Consider the following 16,699-nt stretch of genomic DNA (forward strand, 5'->3'; position numbering starts at 1 on the left):
TCCCCTACAGGTTGCCCTGAGACCCTTAGGGGCAACCGCTCTTCGCCTCAAAATTGGCTGTGTTTCTTCTCAAAGATCCTAGGGCGCGCGAACCGTAACCGAGTGGGCAATCGAAAGGGTTCACCCGTTGCTCACCCGCCGAGCGCGCGCCCCAGCGCGACGCCGAGCGCGTCGAAGTCGTAGGCGCCCTCGTGCCGTTCGCCGTTGACGAAGAAGGCCGGCGTGTCCCGCACGCCCGCGGCCTGGCCGCTGTCCATGTCCCGCTCCACCCGTTCGTGGTGGGCGCGCGTGCCGCCCGCGTCGGGCAGGCCGAACTGCTCGGCGTAGCGGGCCAGGTCGGTGTCCTCGAGGCGGTCGGTGTGGCTGAGCAGCAGCGCGTGCATGCTCCAGAACGCTCCGGCGTCGGCGGCCGCCTCGGCCAGCAGCGCCGCCGGCATGGCGCGGGGGTGCGCGTCGACGAGCGGGAAGTGCCGGAAGGCGAAGCGGAGCCGGTCGCCGAAGTGCAGTTGGAGGCGCTCGACGACGCCGAACGCCTGGGCGGCCGCCGGGTCGGCGTAGTCGGCGTACTCCACGAGAGTGAGCGGCGCGCCGGGCGAGCCTTGCACGTGGTCGTCGCTGCGGAGTTGCAACATGCCCCGCATGTTGCCCATTTGGTACCGTCTGACGCGCGTGCGGCCCCTCGGGGATTTCCCCTAAGGGGCCGCACGATCTAGTCGAGCAGCTCGGTCACCGTGCCGGCGCCGACGGTCTTGCCGCCCTCGCGGATGGCGAAGCCGAGGCCGACGTCCATCGCGATCGGCTTGCCGAGCTCGACGGTCAGGTCGACCGTGTCGCCGGGCATCACCATCGTGACGTCGCCGAGGTCCACCGAGCCCATCACGTCCGTGGTACGGAAGTAGAACTGGGGCCGGTAGTTGGCGAAGAACGGCGTGTGCCGGCCGCCCTCCTTCGTGGTGAGCGCGTAGACGTGGGCCTTGAACCGCCGGTGCGGCGCGACCGAGCCGGGCAGCGCGACCACCTGGCCCCGCTGCACCTCGCCCCGCCGGACGCCGCGCAGCAGCAGCGCCGCGTTGTCGCCGGCCTGGGCCGCGTCGAGCTGCTTGCCGAACATCTCCATCCCGGTGACCACGCTGGACTGGGTGGGGCCCAGCCCGACCACCTCGACGGGGGTGTTGAGCACCAGCGCGCCGCGCTCGACCGACCCGGTGACGACGGTGCCCCGCCCGGTGATGGTGAGCACGCTCTCGATGGGCATGAGGAACGGCTCGCCGGTCACCCGCTCGGGCAGCGGCACGTAGTCGTCGACGGCGTCGAGCAGGTCCGCGACCGACTGCACCCACTCGGGCTCGCCGGCGAGGGCCTTGAGCGCGGAGACCCGCACGACGGGAATGTCGTCGCCGGGGAATCCGTACTCGCTCAGCAGCTCCCGCACCTCGAGCTCGACCAGGTCGAGCAGTTCGGTGTCGTCGACCGCGTCGGCCTTGTTCATGGCCACGACGAGGTACGGCACGCCGATCCGCCGCGCCAGCAGCACGTGCTCGCGCGTCTGGGGCATGACCCCGTCGACGGCGCTGACGACGAGGATCGCCCCGTCCACCTGTGCCGCTCCGGTGATCATGTTCTTGACGTAGTCCGCGTGCCCGGGCATGTCGACGTGCGCGTAGTGCCGCGTCGCCGTCTCGTACTCGACGTGCGCGATGTTGATGGTGATGCCCCGGAGGATCTCCTCGGGCGCCCGGTCGATTCCCTCGAACGAGGTGTACCGGTTGACCGTCGGGTACCGCTCCGCGAGCACCTTGGTGATGGCGGCGGTCAGGGTCGTCTTGCCGTGGTCGACGTGACCCATCGTGCCGATGTTGAGATGAGGCTTGGTCCTCGTGAACGCCTGCTTGGCCATCTGACACTCCACAGTGGATTTGTGGTTTGCGCAGAACCCTGGGGCGAGCCGGGCCTCGGTCTTGGTTGACAGACGGGCGTCCGGCTCGGCCGGCTCACCCTCCTCCGTCGGTTCCGCAGGATGCTGCGGGAGGAGGGTCAGCGTCGCAGGCCGGCCTCTAGCGCCGCGTCTAGCGCTGAAGGCGCCCAGGCGACCGCCGAGCCGGCCACCAGGCCGTGCTCCACAAGGGCGGTCGTCACGATCACGCCGAAAACGTAGCTCGCCCCTTTACGTCCGGCAACGCATTTACCTGTGGCGTTCGACACATACCCCGTGGGGGTATGTGCTGGTTGGATGTGCTGCCGATAAATCCAGACACTTCGTGTCCGGATTTATCGGATTTATACCCTGACGGGGTGTAAATGGGCTTTTGTTCGGCGAGTGGGTGGGGCTGTGGTCATTAAGTCTCCGCGATCATGCGTGCGCCGCCGTGCGTTACGCGCTTTTTTCGTGATCGTGGAGCCTAAATGTACCTATAGGTACCTTAAGTCTCCGCGATCATGGGAAAGCGGTGGTGTCGATGCGGGGGCGTGCGGATCACGGAGACTTATGGCGGTGTCGGCATGGCGGGGCGCGGTGCGATGCTGAGCATTGCGGGGGTGAGAGCTGATTGTGCTGGGATTTCGCCTGACGGGGTATAAGTCGGATAAGTCCGGCGCGCCAGCGCCGGACTTATCCGGGCAAATTGGCCCTAGGGTCGTCGAGCTGATGAGCTGGGAAGCGCGGCGGGGCCGATGCGCGGGGAAAGAGGGCCACGCGGCCCGGGAATGAGCCATCGGCAGCTACGGCCTGCGGACTTCGGGAATGAGCCACCGAGCAGCGGGCCCTAAGCCGCTGGGGAACAGGGCCGCCGGCCGCATGGGTCGCGGGAGGGGACGCAGGCAGCGGGCCTGAGCGGGGAACGGGGCCGCTGGCGGCGTGAGCATGGGCCGTGGAAAGGGCCGCCGGCAGCGGGCCGCTGGTGGCGTGCGCATGGGCTGCGGAGGGATGCGGGCAGCGGGGAACGGGGACGCCGGGGCGTGGATGGCGCGGGACGGGGCCGCTGGTGGCTGGGACAGAGGGACGGGAGCGGAGGGGCGGGGACGGGGGACGGAGACGGAGACGGAGGGACGGAGACGGGGTGGGAGGGGCCGGGGTTAGCGAGGAGGTTGGGGGAGGCGGAGGGCGATGGTGGGGGCGTCGGCCATTACGGAGCTGGGGGCGGCGCCGGTGGGCTTGTCGGCTGGGGGGCGGTCGGCGCGGCCGACGGTGATTTCCGGGTAGATCTCGACCTCGTCCCACTCGCCCATGGCCTTGGGCTCGCCGCGGTTCAGGTCGATCTCGCGGAGCGGGGCCGACGGGCCGGTGCGGTTGAGGATGGCGGCGCCGTTGGTGCTCACGTCGGTGACCAGGAGCATGCCGTCGCGCAGTTCGAAGCGGAGGTGGTTGCGGCTCACGCGGCGGCTGGACTCGTCGTCGAGCCAGTTGCCGATGGTGATGCCGTTGGGGTCTTCGGGGGCGCGGCCCAGGACGACCGGGCGGAGGGCGGTGACCGGGAAGCGCGAGCGGACGTTGCCGTTGATGCGCACCGCCAGGGTCATCGCCGGTGGGCGGGGGCCGGCGTCGAGCAGGCGGTCGCCGTGGCGGGGGCAGATGGGGGCGCCGCTGGGCAGGGCCGGTGGGGGCTGGCCGGCGCCGTTGGCCGGTGGGCGGCCCAAGGTTGGGCAGTCCGAGGCGGGGCAGCGCCAATACCTGGCCAGCACCGGGTGCGGGCGCGGGGTCGGGCCGGCCGACGGGGCGAGGGTCAGCTCCATGCCGCCGGGGGCGCCCACCGTGAGATACACCGGGCCGGGGTGGCCGGGCAGGGGCGAGCGGCTGATGATGGGCACGCCGGTGAGGTGGGCGACCTCGCGCACGCGGGCGTTGACCCGGGCGCCGGGCGGCAGCATCTCGATCAGGCTGTCGTCGGACCAGCGGCGCAGCACCATGCGCTCGTTGGAGGTGAAGTCAGTATCAGACATCGAGCCGCGCTCGGTGATCGCGTAGAGGCCCGTGTTGCCGTCGCCGAGCTGGCGGCTCAGCGCGTCGATGAACTGGCCGAGGCGCAGGAGCGCGGCCGGGCGGCCGCCGTCGAGGTCGACGCTGCGGGCCGCCTCCACCAGGTCGATGACGCCGCCCGCGGCGAGCGGGTCGACCGTGAGGCGGCGCTCGATCGCGTCAAGGGCTCGGCTCGTTTCGAATCGCACCGGAACATTCTGCCTCAACCGCCCGCCGTGTCACGCCCCAGCCACGTCGGCGCGCAGGTCGCGACCGCAACGCCGGCGCCATCACCGGACCAGATCCAGACCCAAGACCGGAAGCCGCAGGCGAAAAGCCGGGACCGGAAGCCGGCGAGAGGGAGCAAAGCCGCCGCCGACCACCTCTGCGGTCGACGGCGGGCTTCACGCCGCGCTCTGGGCGAACCTCGGGGGGAGGCTGGGGAAGCCGCCGGGCGCGGGCCCCACGACGAAGGCACGGGGGGTTGCCGGATACGTCGTGGGTACACATCAGCTAACTGGTGGTAATAACGTAGATCTTCACAGTAGAGGTCAACAACCATGAATGCCTGAATGAACGCGGCTTCACCCGCCGCAGACCTTGGCGACCTCGGCGAGGCGATGCGCGTCGATGCCGTCGCGCTGCTCGACCGAGAGCGGGTGGTCGGTGGGCTCCAGCTCGACCAGTGGCCGACGGCCCGGTTCCCGAGTATGCACCCGGGTCTTGAGCTGGATCGTGTCGGGGTACCCCGGAATGTTGTTGGACAGCCAGCCGAAGTAGGGCTTCTCCTCGACGCGCGCGGGGTCGTCCCACCGCTCGACCGCGCGCTCGAAGTTCGCCGGGCTCAGGCTGACCCAGACGTTGTACGTCAGGTGCTCGTCGCCGCCATGCACCGGGATCTCGATCAGGCCCCGGATGAAGAAGTGCAGCTCGTCGAGCTCGGGCGCGTCGATGCAGCACAACTCGTCCTCGAGGAACGAGTCGCCGCCGGCCTCCGGCGCGCCCCAGTAGTCGGGTTCGGAGAACGCCCACACGGTCGGGACGTCGCCGAGCTCCGTGCCGCAGCACTCACAGACAACAGTCACCGCGGCATGGTAGTCCCCCGGTCAGCTCGGCGTGGCGAGCTCCCGGGCGCGGTCGCGGGCGGCCTCCAGGGCGTCCAGCAACGCGGCGCGCACGCCGTGCTTCTCCAGCTCGCGGATGGCGCTGGCGGTGGTGCCGGCCGGCGAGGTGACCGCCTCCCGCAGCTTGACCGGGTGCTCGCCGGACTCGCGCAGCATGACCGCCGAGCCGATCGCGGTCTGCACGATGAGGTCGTGCGCCACCTGCCGGGGCAGGCCGAGCAGGATGCCGGCGTCGGTCATCGCCTCGACCAGGAAGTAGAAGTACGCCGGGCCGGAGCCCGACAGCGCGGTCACCGCGTCCTGCTGCGACTCGGGCACGCGGATCGTGCGGCCCAGCGGGCGGAACATCTCCTCGGCCACCGCGAGGTGCTCGGCGGTGGCGTGGGCGCCGGCCGAGATCGCGGTCATCGCCTCGTCGACGAGCGCCGGCGTGTTGGTCATGACCCGCACCACGGGCGTGCCCTCGGGCAGGTGCCGGGCGAAGAAGGCGGTGGGCAGGCCGGCGCACATCGACACGACGATCTTGCCGTCGGGCATCTTGGGGCCGATGTCGGCCAGCAGGGAGCCCGCGTCCTGCGGCTTCACCGCGACCGTGATGACGTCGGCCTCCTGCAGCGCCGTCTCGTTGTCGACGACCCGGATGCCGTATCGCTCGGTGAGCTCCTTGGCCCGCTCCGCCCGCCGCACGGTGGCGATGAGCCGCCCGGCCGGCCAGCCGGCCCGCAGCAGGCCGGAGAGCAGGACCTCGCCGAGCTTGCCGGCGCCGAAGACCGCGATGATGCGCAACTGCTGACCCTCTCGAAGGCCCGGGGCCGGCGAGCCGCGACCCCGGGCGTACCAGATCAAAGCGACGATCAGGAGCCGAAGAAGACCTCGGCCTCGGTGTACCGCTCGACCGGGACCGTCTTGAGCTCGCGGGTGGCGTCGGCGAGCGGGACGCGCACGATGTCGGTCGACTTGAGCGCCACCATCTTGCCGAAGTCGCCCTCGTGGACGGCGTCGATCGCGTGCAGGCCGAAGCGGGTGGCCAGGACCCGGTCGAACGCGGTCGGCGTGCCACCGCGCTGGATGTGGCCGAGCACGACGGTGCGGGCCTCCTTGCCGGTCTTCGCCTCCAGCTGCTCGGCGAGCCACTGGCCGATGCCGCCGAGGCGGACGTGGCCGAAGGCGTCGAGCGCCTGGTTGTGCAGGACCATCTGGCCGTCGAGCGGCTGGGCGCCCTCGGCGACGACGACGATCGGGCTGTACTGCGTCTGGAACCGCTTCTCGACGTAGCCGGCGACCTGGTCGACGTCGAACTGCCGCTCCGGCAGCAGGATCACGTTGGCGCCGCCGGCGAGGCCGGCGTGCAGGGCGATCCAGCCCGCGTGGCGGCCCATGACCTCCACGACGAGGGTGCGGTGGTGCGATTCGGCCGTGGTGTGCAGCCGGTCGATCGCCTCCATGGCGATGTTCACGGCGGTGTCGAAGCCGAACGTGTAGTCGGTCGCGCCGAGGTCGTTGTCGATCGTCTTCGGCACGCCGACGACGTTGACGCCGAGGTCGGTCAGCTTGCTGGCGACGCCGAGGGTGTCCTCGCCGCCGATCGCGACGAGCGCGTCGACGCCCATCTCGGCGAGGTTCGACTTGATCTTCTCGACGCCACCCTCGATCTTGAACGGGTTGGTGCGCGACGAGCCGAGGATGGTGCCGCCGCGCGGCAGGATGCCGCGAACCTGGGCGATGCCCAGCTCACGGGTGATGCCCTCGAGGGGACCGCGCCAACCGTCACGGAAGCCCACGAACTCGTGTCCGTAGGTCGAGATCCCCTTGCGGACCACGGCACGGATGACCGCGTTGAGGCCGGGGCAGTCGCCGCCCCCGGTCAGTACGCCGATACGCATGCTTGATCTTGCCTTCCTGGTTGCCTGCCCGAGCGCGCGGACGGGCGCGGTCGAGCCGGAGGTACCCGCTCATGGCGACGCTGCCGATTCACAGCGCACTGTAGTCGCTCCGGCCCGGCGGCCATCAGTCGTCCCCGCGGATCCCGAACTTCTTCGCCGACTCGTGTTCCTGCGTCATGCGGCGCAGCGCGGCCAGCAGCGAGTCGCCGAGGATGGAGCCGACCACGGCGGAGTACAGCATTCCCTCGGCGTCGCTCGCCTGCCCGACGAAGCTCAGATCAAACCGGGCGATGTCCTCGGCGACGTCGGCATACCGCACCAGCAGCGCCGAGGCGTCGGCCCCGACCAGCTCAAACGCGGCGAGCACCTCGGCCGCGGCCTGCCGGGCCGGCGCGTTGCGCCCCACCAGCCAGCCGCGCTCGGCGGCGAGTTTGTCGATCCGCACACGGGCGGCGCTCACACGTTCGGGGTCGATGGAGTCCTTGCCGCCGGCCGCCGAGGGCAGGGCCCGGCCGAGCACGGTGTGCACGTCCGGGTCGGGCTCGTCGAGGGCGGCCAGCAGTTGACGGATCGTAGCGATCGGCAGGCGGCCGATGTCGAGCAGCACCCGCACGAGCCGCAGCCGCTGAACGTGACGATCGTCATAGTTCGCCTGATTTGGACGGGTCAGTTCGCCGGCCGGGAGAAGTCCCTCGCGCAGGTAGTACTTGATCGTCGGCACGGGGACGCCGGTCTGCTGGCTCAGCTCCGCGATACGCATGCCCCAATAGTAGGCAGCGAGGCTATCCGCTATCCATCACCCGTGCATGACGCGCCAGCGGGCCAGGTTGTGCCGGGCGTCGACCAGGGCGTCGTGGCGGCCCTCGGCCACCGGCAGCGGCGGGCGGCCGGCGTCGTCCCAGAGCTGGCGCAGGTCCTTGGTGAAGCGGGGGATCTCGCGCGGCAGGGCCGGCATCGAGCCCCACAGCTGGGCCAGCGCCACGTGGTCGTAGGCGGCGTACCAGGCCCACAGCTCCAGCTCGTCCGCCTCCCCCGCGCGCAGCGGCTCGGTCAGGAAGTCCAGCAGCTCGGCGCGGATCCGCTCGCGCGAGCGCCACGCCTTGTCGGCCGGGGACGGCAGCTTGTCCAGGACGTTGCGGCGCACCCAGGAGACCGCGCGCGAGTCGTCGAACTCCGTCGACACCGCGTAATACTCGCGGCCGTGCTCGTCGACCACGCCGATCGAGACGAGGTCGATCAGCCGGCCGTCCTCGATGAACTCGCAGTCGTAGAAGTACCGATATGCCGCCACCGGGTCCATCCTGCCCCATGCCGGGCGCGGTGATCACAGCGAGGCGGACAGCTCCGCGTAGAGGGCCGCGAGCCGGGTCAGCTCGGCGTGGTCGCGCGGGGTACCGCCGTCGTCATAGATGCGGCCCGCCGCCCGCGCCGCGGCCAGCGCCGTGTGCAGGCAGAGCAGCGCGGGCAGCACCGCGTCGCACTCGTCGGGCGGGACCACGGAGGCGCGCAGGTAGGCGTCGACCAGGCCGCCGGCCGGGGCCGGGCCGCCCGCGGCCAGCACCGCCGCCGCCAGGTCGGACAGCAGCGGGCCGGTGCCGGCGACGGCCCAGCCGACCAGGCCGACCTTGCCGGTGGACGGGTCGAGGCGGAAGTTCGCGGCGCGCGGGTCGCCGTGCAGGACGCCGTAGGTGAGCTGGTCGGTGACCATGATCCGGCGCACCGCGGCGGCGGTGTCGAGCACCGCCGGGCGCAGCCAGGGTTCGAGGCCGAGGTGCGGGCCTTCCCGGCGTACCACCGCCGGATCGAACCCGCCGAGGGCCGGATGGGCGAACCGGCGCAGCGCGCGATGGACGGCGCCGAGCGTGTCGCCCCACCACTGCCGGTCCAGCGGGTCGTCCGCCCGCAGCGGCCGGCCGGGGACCAGGCGGAGCAGGGCCACCACGCCGTCGCCCTCGACCACGGTCAGGGCCCCGTCGGCGGCGCGGACCGGGGCGCCGGCGCCCATGCCGGCGGCATCGACGTGCTGGGCCGCCTGCAGGCCGGCCTCGAAGCGGGATCGGCCGGGCGCGGCCACCCACTTGATCACGAACTGGCCGCCGTCGATCTCGACCTGCCAGGCGCCGCGGCCCAGCGCGACGCACGGGCCGGGGGTGCACTGCCAGCTTCGGCGCAGCGTCGTGTGCACCTGCTCGGCGGCGGGGGCTGCCACGCACGGCATTATGCGCGGTCACTGCGCGTGGCAGCAGGCGAATCGATGAACTCGCGGCCGGACCGCGGGTGCTCGCACCACCCGCGGCCCGGCCGCACCCGTCCATGCCCCCCGCCCCCCGGCGGTTTGCGTGGTGGCATTAGCCTGCCTGCGTACTCTCCAGCGGCGCTGTCGGTGAGCCGATGCGGGGGATGTACAGACTCCGACACGCAAGTCATGATCTGGTAGAAGTTCCCTACTGTCTTTGTGATCACATACCGTGATCAACAGTCCGATCAACGCTGAACCGGGAGGGGTTTGACCGTGGAGGGTCGACTGCCAGATCCCGGCGACGCACTGACCGGTGTGGACATGTTCAGTGGTCTGGAGCCCGACGTTCGGCAGCGGGTCATCCAGGCGGCGGTACCACGGACATACCGCAAAGGCCAGCTGCTGTTCGTCGAAAACGATCCGGGTGAGTCGCTCATCGTGCTCAAGCGCGGTGCGGTGATGGTGTTCCGGACCGCACCCACCGGCGAACGCGCGGTCCTCTCCGTCGTACGCCCGCCCGACGTGCTCGGCGAAGTCTCGCTGCTCGACGGCGCGGCCCGGTCGGCCTCGGCCGAGGCCATCGAGGACTGTCAGGCGCTGGCGCTGTCCCGGCACGCCTTCATCGAGCTGGTCCACGCCAACCCACGGATCCTCGACGCGGTCATGCGCTCGCTGGGCCTGCTGATCCGGCGGCTCACCGAGCAGAACGCCGACCACGTCTTCCTCGACCTGCCCGGACGGGTCGCCAAGACGCTGGTCCGCCTGGCCGGCGAGACCAACGCGCCGATGGTCACCATCGAGCTCAACCAGAGCCAGCTCGCCGAGATGGCCGGCGGCTCGCGGCAGAGCGTCAACCAGGCGATCGGATCGTTCGCCAGCCGCGGCTGGCTGCGCACCGAGGGCCGGCGGATCGTGGTGACCGACCTGAGCGCGCTGCGCCGCCGGGCGGGCATGATCGATCGCTAAAGGTTCTCTTAAACCTTTCGGACAGAAAAAAGAGACTGGACGGCCGGGGTCCGGGGTGCCATTTCGGACACCTGGCCGGTCCGGGCGCTGCCGTGTGAGGATGAGTTCTCACAGGGCAAGGGAGTGTCGGCGATTTCCAGTCAGTGCGCACGCTGCGGCCGTCAGGCGGGCGAGGGTGACCGGTTCTGCGGCGGTTGCGGCGCCGAGCTCAGCCCACCGTGCCCGGTCTGTGGGCGCACGCTGGCGCCCGACGCCGCGTTCTGCACCGGTTGTGGCACACCGCGGGCCGACTCTGCCGCCGCGCGCAAGCTGACCCGCGTCGAGCGGGCCCCGGTGTCGTCCATCCCGGCGGCGCGCAGCGAGGACCGGCGGCGCATCAGCGTCCTGTTCGTGGACCTCATCGACTTCACGCCCTATGTGGAACGCGCCGACCCCGAGCTGGTCCGCGAGCTGCAGAAGAGCTTCTTCTCCACCGCGCGCGAGGTGATCGGGCAGTACGGCGGGGTCGTGGAGAAGTACATCGGCGACGCGGTGATGGCGCTCTTCGGCGCGCCGGTGGCCACCGAGACCGACGCGGTGCGCTGCGTGCGGGCGGGCCTGGAGCTGCAGCGGGTGCTCGCGCGGTATGCCAGCACCGGCGAGGGCGAGCGCGAGCTGCGCTTCCGCGTCGGCGTGGCGACCGGCGAGGCGCTCGTCGACGTGGCCGCGGCCCGCGACGGCGGCCAGGCGATCGTGGCCGGCGACGTGGTCAACACCGCCTCCCGGCTGCAGTCGCTGGCGCCGCCCGGCGGGGTGCTGGTGTGCGGCACGACGTACACGCTGACCAAGTCCTCGATCCGCTACGAGGCCCAGCCGCCGGCGACGCTGCGCGGGCGCTCGACGCCGACCGAGGTGTGGCTCGCGCTCGCCCCGCTGCGGCGCAACCACCCGGACCGCGAGGCGGGCTCGACGCCGCTGGTCAACCGCACCCACGAGCTGAGCCTCCTGGTCAACGCGCTGCACCGGGGCCTGCGCGAGCGCACGCCGCAGCTGGTGACCGTGCTCGGGCACGCGGGCATCGGCAAGAGCCGGCTGGTGCACGAGCTGTTCCTGCACGCCGAGCGGCTCTTCGACGCGCCGGTGGCCTGGCGCACCGGGCGGTGCCCGCCGTTCGGGGAGAACGTCACCTACGCCGCGCTCGCCGACATCGTCAAGGCGCAGGCCGGCATCCTGGACACCGACAGCGCGGAGACCACCCGGGAGCGGCTCGACACGGCGCTGGCCGCGTTCGTCGGGCCGTCGGAGGCGGAGCGGCTCGCCGAGGCGCTCAGCCCGCTGGTGGGCCTGCCCGGGCCGAAGCTGGCCCCGGACGAGACCGAGTCGGCGTGGCGGCGCTTCGTCGTGGCGCTGGCCGCGCACCGCCCCACCGTGCTGGTCTTCGAGGACCTGCACTGGGCCGACGAGTCGATGGTGCGGTTCGTGGAGCGGCTGGGCGCCTCCGTGCGCGACGTGCCGCTGCTGCTGCTGTGCACGGCCCGCCCGGAGCTGCTGGAGCGCAACCCGAGCTGGGCCGGGGCGGTCGCCGGCGCGGTGTCGATCACGCTGCCGCCGCTGCGCGACACCGAGATCGCGACGATGTACGCCCACCTGCTCGGCGCCGCCGCGTTCCCCTCCCAGTCGCTGAGCTCGCTGGTCGAGCTCGCCGACGGCAACCCGCTCTACGCGCTGGAATACACGCGCATGCTCGCCGAGCAGGGCAACCTGCGGGCCACCGATGCGCTGGGGCGCAAGCTGCCGATGCCCGACAGCGTGCACGCGGTCATCGCCAACCGGGTCGACCTGCTGGATGCGGCCGATCGAGCGGTACTGCAGGCCGCCGCCGTGGTCGGCATGAACTTCTGGCCCGGCGCGGTCGCCGCGGCGATGAGCCGGCCCGCGGACGGCATCGAGCGCTCCCTGCGCCGGCTGGAGCAGCGCGACCTCATCCACGAGCAGGCCGCCTCCACGATGGAGGGCCAGACGGAGTACCGCTTCGGCCACGTCCTGGTCCGGGACGTGTGCTACCAGCGGCTGCCGCGCACCGAGCGGGTGGCCCGGCACGAGCTGACCGCCGAGTGGCTCGACGGCGTGGCCGCCGACCGGGACACCGACCTGGCCGAGGTGGTGGCCAACCACCGGTTCACCGCCTACGAGATCGCCCGGTCGCTGGGCCTGGACTCCACCCGCTACGGCGTGCCGGCCCGCGACGCGATGCACCGCGCGGCCCGCCGCGCCTACGCGCTGCACGCCCTGGAGGCCGCGGCCGCCCACGCGGGCAAGGCCCAGGCCCTGTGCGACGAGGGCACCGACCCGCTCGAGCGGCTGCGCGTCGAGCAGCTGTCCACGGAGATCGCGTTCTACGCCAATCCCGAATCCTTCCTTGGTACGGGCGGTGCCGACCGCCTGGTCGGGCTGGCCGAGCGGCTCTACGCGGCCGGCGACCAGGCCGGGGCGGCGCGGGCCTGGACCGTGCGCGGCCAGGCGGCGTGGCTGCGGGCCGACCGCCTCGACGCGCTCAACTGCCTGGACCGGGCGGTGGAGCTGTTCGACGAGCTGCCCGACGGGCCGCAGAAGGCCGACGCGTATGCCGAACTGGGCCGCCTGCACATGCTGAACTTCGAGGTGGAGCCCGCGGTCGCGGCGGCCAGCGCGGCGGCGGAGATCGCCGACCGGCTGGGCCTGGTCGAGGTGGCCACCGGCGCGCGGATCACGATCGGCACCGCGCTGTTCCAGGCCGGCGACCGCTCCGGGCTGGTGGAGCTGCAGTCGGCGCTGGAGGTGAGCCGGGAGCGGCGGCTGCTGTCGGAGCACCGGGCCCTGCGCAACGTGTCGTGGGCCCTGCTGGAGGACGGCGACTGGACCGCCGCGGCGGCGCTGCTGGACGACAGCCGCAATGCGGTGCCCGGCAGCCACACGCTCGCCACGGGCTACTCCGACGTGGCCCAGTCCGCGTACTTCACCGGCGACTGGCGGGCGTACCTGGTCGCGGCCGAGGCGGCGATGGCCGAGCCCGGCTCCGAGTGGGACCTGCAGGTGCGCGGCGTGCAGGCCTGGATCCGCATCCTGCGCGGCGAGGACTGCGGCGACGACGGGATCGAGGAGATGGTCGCGGCCGGCCGGCGCAGCGGCTTCTACCGGCTGCAGTGGGTGGTGCTGGGCCACGGCGCCCTGTGCCGGGCCCTGCAGGGCCGCGACCGCGACGCCGAGGCGCTCATCGTCGAGCTGGCCAAGACCTGGCGCGAGGTCCGGGCGATCGCCAGCGGCGAGTGGATCGACGCGACCGCGCACGCGGCGGTGCGCTCGGGCCGGGTGGCGATGATGGCGATCCGCGACATGCTCGCCGACGTGCCGCACCCCACCCCCTGGGTGGAGGCGGCGCTGCGCACGATCACCGGGGCGATCGCGTTCGTCGACGGCGACTACGCGCGGGCCGCCGACATGCACCTGGCCGCGGCCGAGATCTACGGCGAGATCCCGAACAACTCGGCCCGCATCCTGTCGGTGGCCTGGGCCGTGCAGGCGCTCGGCCAGGGCGCCGACGAGCGCATCGAGCCCTGGCGCTCGGAGCTGATCGCCTTCGCCGAGCAGGCGGGCACCCCCCGCCTGCTCGAACTGGCCGGCCTCACGCCGCCACCGGCTCCTGACGGGCGTTCTTGACCTTCTGCGCGTACATGTCGATGTACTCGCGGCCGGAGAGGGTCATCAGCTCGTACATGATCTCGTCGGTGACCGCCCGCTCGATGAACCGATCCCCGGCCATTCCGGCATAGCGGGAGAAGTCGAGCGGCGGGCCGAACTTGATGTGCACCCGTTTGAGATTCGGTAGCTTCTGCCCGATCGGTTGGACTTTGTCCATGTTCATCATCGCCACGGGTACCACCGGCGCACCGGACTCCAGGGCGAGCCGGGCCACGCCGGTCTTGCCGCGGTAGAGGCGCCCGTCGGGTGAGCGGGTGCCCTCCGGGTAGATGCCGAAGATGCCGCCCTCGCGCAGGATCTTCAGGCCCACCTCCAGCGCCGCCCGGGCCGCCTTGCCACCGGAGCGGTCGATGGGCACCTGGCCGGTGCCGGCGAAGAACATCTTCTTGAGCCAGCCCTTGATCCCCTTGCCGGTGAAATACTCCGCCTTGGCCGGGAACGTGACGCGACGCTTGACCATGAGCGGCATGAAGATCGAGTCGGCGAACGAGAGGTGGTTGCTGGCGATGATCACCGGTCCGTGGTCAGGCACGTACTCCCGCCCCTCCACCTTCGGGCGGAACACCAGCCTCAGCCATGGTCCGAGGAGGATGTACTTGAGGAGCCAGTAGAGCACGGCCTGCCTTTCGGGATCGCGCGACAATCGGTGATGACCGTCGCAAAGAGCGTACGAACCAGTACGGCACACCACAACGCACTCCCGGAACGACGGCCGGGCATGTCAGGATTTCGGTCAGCGGTTTTTTCGTGGCGCACCCGGTCGCCGCGATGGCAGCCGCGGGGAGGGGCGAGCTGTGCCAGGGGGTGGGGCGCGGCGCGGCCGGCGGGACAACGGGCTGGTGGCGCAGGAGTACGCGGTGGTGGGCGACGTCGACCCGCGGGTCGGCGAGCATCTCCTGGAGATGCTGGCCGAGGGAGGCATCGCGGCATACCTCCAGCCTGCCTCGGATCTGCATCCGCTAACCCGCACCACGACGCTGCCCGCACGGCCGACCGACCGGCTCTACGCCGACCGGGAGCACCTGTCCACCGCCCGCGACTACCTCGCGCAGCTCACCGCCGTGCCCGAGCAGCACACCCCGCCTACGGAGACGCCGGCGCCGTCTCCTGCTCCTTCTCGGGAGGGCTCGTCGTCGCGCGAGGCCGCTTCGCGGGACGCCAAGCCCGGCCGCAAGTCGGACGACGAGACGTTCGCGGCGATCGTGGCCGGCTTCCACACGACCGTCGACCCGACCGACGCCGTGCCGTGGCCGGCCGCCGAGGACCTGGACTCCTCCAGCACCGCCGCCGCGGACATGGACACGGAGCCGGCCCCTCGCACGTCGCTGCGCCGCCCGGCCGACGTGGTCGACCGGTCGCTGCTGGACAGCCTCGATTCGTTCGGCGCCGACCTGCCCGACGACGAGGACGAGGGGTACACCCCACCCCCTCCGCCGCCGCTACCCAAGATCGCACCGGTCACGATCGCGGCGATCGTCGCCCTGGCCGCCGGCCTCGTCCTGCTGTTCTGGCCGGACCTGTTGCCGCTGGGTTCGCAGACGACGCTGTTCCTGGGCTTCGCCGGGGTGCTGGCCGGCTTCGTGACGCTGGTGCTGCGACTCCGCCCCGGCGACGACGAGGACGACGACCCCGACAACGGCGCCCGCGTCTAGCCCCTCCCCGCCTCCTCCGCTCCCCGCCTCCTCCGCTCCCCGCCTCCTCCGCTCCCCGCCCCGCCTCCTCCGCTCCCCGCCCCGCCTCCTCCGCTCCCCGCCCCGCCTCCTCCGCTCCCCGCCCCGCCTCCTCCGCTCCCCGCCCCGCCTCCTCCGCTCCCCGCCCCGCCGCCACCGCCCCGCCGCCACCGCCCCGCCGCCACCGCCCGCCGCCCCAGCACCACCGCCCGTCCGCACCGCCCCGGCGAGCCCACCGCCGACCGCGAGCCCACCGCCGGCCGCCCCCGCACCGCCCCCACCGCCGACCGCACCGCCGCACCGCCGACCGCACCGCCGCACCGCCGACCGCCCGTCGCATCCGCCGGCCGCCTGCACCACCGCCCGCGAGCCCGCCGCCGACCGCCCGCCGCCCCTGCGCCGCCGCCTGACCCCACACCGCCTGCCACGCCTGCGCCGCCGTCCACAGCCACACCGCTGCCAGGACCCACACCGCCGGTCACGCCCGCAGCGCCCCATAGGCCACACCGTCACGGTTAGCCACGCCGGCATCGCCGCCCACATCCACACTGCCGCCAAACGCGCACCGTCGGTCACGCCCGCAGCTCCGCCCAGGCCACCGTCAGCCGCCTCGCGCCGCCTCATAGGCCACAGGGCCACCATTGGCACGCCCGCACTGCCAACGCCGCCCGAGGCCATACCGCTGGCTGCAGTCGCTCTGGCCCGCGCCCGATAAGTCACGACGCCTGGCAGCATCATGACTTATCGCATTTTTCGCCCGTCAGGCGATAAGTCGGATAAGTCCGGACACGAAGTGTCTGGACTTATCCGTGCCAATTCTCGGCCGCATCGTGCACCCTCTCGCGAGCCTCGATCGGCTCGATTCCAGCCGGCACCGGGCATCGCGACCGGAACTCTCCGCGATCATGCTGCTGCCGCCGCCTGCACCACGGGTTTTCGATGATCGCGGAAGAATTATGTACCTATGGGTACCATATGTCTCCGCGATCATGGCAAATCGGCCGCGCGCCGGCGGGACTCGCATGATCACGGAGAGATTCGTCCGGCTCCAGCGGCTACTGGTCAGTAGGGGCGCCGCATTCGTCATGGAGTTCCGGACATTTCGCCTGTCAGGCGAAAAGTCAGATAAGTCCGGACACGGAGTGTCT

Annotated in this window: 13 protein-coding genes; 3 read left to right on the top strand and 10 right to left on the bottom strand. The window is 71.8% G+C overall.

All coding sequences use genetic code 11. The features are described from left to right. Positions 1-131 precede the first annotated feature (131 nt). From ACQPXD_RS45440 to ACQPXD_RS45480, 9 genes are all read right to left on the bottom strand, one after another. The gene (locus tag ACQPXD_RS45440; RefSeq protein WP_432829516.1) at positions 132-632 is read right to left on the bottom strand and encodes a DsbA family protein; all 501 of its coding nucleotides are present in this window, start codon (positions 630-632) and stop codon (positions 132-134) included. 77 nt (positions 633-709) lie between these two features. Next, positions 710-1,897 (bottom strand): elongation factor Tu, encoded by a 1,188-nt coding sequence (gene tuf, locus ACQPXD_RS45445; protein WP_432829518.1) that lies wholly within the window; start codon positions 1,895-1,897, stop codon positions 710-712. Positions 1,898-3,072: 1,175 nt separating this feature from the next. Beyond that, positions 3,073-4,161 (bottom strand): FHA domain-containing protein, encoded by a 1,089-nt coding sequence (locus ACQPXD_RS45450; RefSeq protein WP_432829520.1) that lies wholly within the window; start codon positions 4,159-4,161, stop codon positions 3,073-3,075. A gap of 375 nt (positions 4,162-4,536) precedes the next feature. Continuing rightward, positions 4,537-5,037 (bottom strand): DUF2199 domain-containing protein, encoded by a 501-nt coding sequence (locus ACQPXD_RS45455; RefSeq protein WP_432829522.1) that lies wholly within the window; start codon positions 5,035-5,037, stop codon positions 4,537-4,539. A gap of 21 nt (positions 5,038-5,058) precedes the next feature. Then, positions 5,059-5,862 (bottom strand): pyrroline-5-carboxylate reductase, encoded by an 804-nt coding sequence (gene proC / locus ACQPXD_RS45460; RefSeq protein ID WP_432829524.1) that lies wholly within the window; start codon positions 5,860-5,862, stop codon positions 5,059-5,061. Positions 5,863-5,930: 68 nt separating this feature from the next. Then, complete coding sequence (locus ACQPXD_RS45465; RefSeq protein ID WP_432829526.1) at positions 5,931-6,959, bottom strand: 6-phosphofructokinase; 1,029 nt, start codon at positions 6,957-6,959, stop codon at positions 5,931-5,933. A 124-nt stretch (positions 6,960-7,083) separates the two neighbouring features. Beyond that, positions 7,084-7,719 carry a MerR family transcriptional regulator gene (locus ACQPXD_RS45470; RefSeq protein WP_432829528.1) on the bottom strand — a complete coding sequence of 212 codons (636 nt, stop codon included), beginning with the start codon at positions 7,717-7,719 and terminating at the stop codon, positions 7,084-7,086. A gap of 36 nt (positions 7,720-7,755) precedes the next feature. Continuing rightward, positions 7,756-8,250: a polyadenylate-specific 3'-exoribonuclease AS gene (locus tag ACQPXD_RS45475; protein ID WP_432829530.1), complete on the bottom strand. Its 495-nt coding sequence runs from the start codon at positions 8,248-8,250 to the stop codon at positions 7,756-7,758. Positions 8,251-8,283: 33 nt separating this feature from the next. Then, the gene (locus ACQPXD_RS45480) at positions 8,284-9,168 is read right to left on the bottom strand and encodes a phosphotransferase enzyme family protein (RefSeq protein ID WP_432829532.1); all 885 of its coding nucleotides are present in this window, start codon (positions 9,166-9,168) and stop codon (positions 8,284-8,286) included. Between the two features lie 303 nt (positions 9,169-9,471). On the opposite strand from ACQPXD_RS45480, the gene ACQPXD_RS45485 reads away from it, so the two are divergent. Both ACQPXD_RS45485 and ACQPXD_RS45490 read left to right on the top strand, forming a co-directional pair. Next, complete coding sequence (locus ACQPXD_RS45485) at positions 9,472-10,164, top strand: Crp/Fnr family transcriptional regulator (protein ID WP_432829534.1); 693 nt, start codon at positions 9,472-9,474, stop codon at positions 10,162-10,164. 123 nt (positions 10,165-10,287) lie between these two features. Then, positions 10,288-13,839, top strand: coding sequence for an adenylate/guanylate cyclase domain-containing protein (locus ACQPXD_RS45490; protein WP_432829536.1), 3,552 nt, complete (start codon positions 10,288-10,290; stop codon positions 13,837-13,839). Here the strand turns inward: ACQPXD_RS45490 and ACQPXD_RS45495 are convergent. Beyond that, the gene (locus ACQPXD_RS45495; RefSeq protein WP_432829537.1) at positions 13,805-14,497 is read right to left on the bottom strand and encodes a lysophospholipid acyltransferase family protein; all 693 of its coding nucleotides are present in this window, start codon (positions 14,495-14,497) and stop codon (positions 13,805-13,807) included. The genes ACQPXD_RS45490 and ACQPXD_RS45495 overlap by 35 nt on opposite strands. A gap of 178 nt (positions 14,498-14,675) precedes the next feature. Here ACQPXD_RS45495 and ACQPXD_RS45500 point away from each other — a divergent pair, with 178 nt between their 5' ends. Then, entirely contained in the window at positions 14,676-15,533 is an 858-nt protein-coding gene (locus ACQPXD_RS45500; protein WP_432829539.1) for a DUF308 domain-containing protein, read from the top strand. Positions 15,534-16,699: the final 1,166 nt, after the last annotated feature.

This window comes from Dactylosporangium sp. CA-092794 (genome assembly GCF_050948465.1).
Classification (GTDB): domain Bacteria; phylum Actinomycetota; class Actinomycetes; order Mycobacteriales; family Micromonosporaceae; genus Dactylosporangium.

Bases quoted from the DNA above. Each gene is read 5' to 3' on its own strand.
- ACQPXD_RS45440 (WP_432829516.1), bottom strand. From the start codon at position 632: ATGTTGCAACTCCGCAGCGACGACCACGTGCAAGGCTCGCCCGGCGCG.
- tuf (WP_432829518.1), bottom strand. From the start codon at position 1,897: ATGGCCAAGCAGGCGTTCACGAGGACCAAGCCTCATCTCAACATCGGC.
- ACQPXD_RS45465 (WP_432829526.1), bottom strand. From the start codon at position 6,959: ATGCGTATCGGCGTACTGACCGGGGGCGGCGACTGCCCCGGCCTCAAC.
- ACQPXD_RS45470 (WP_432829528.1), bottom strand. From the start codon at position 7,719: ATGCGTATCGCGGAGCTGAGCCAGCAGACCGGCGTCCCCGTGCCGACG.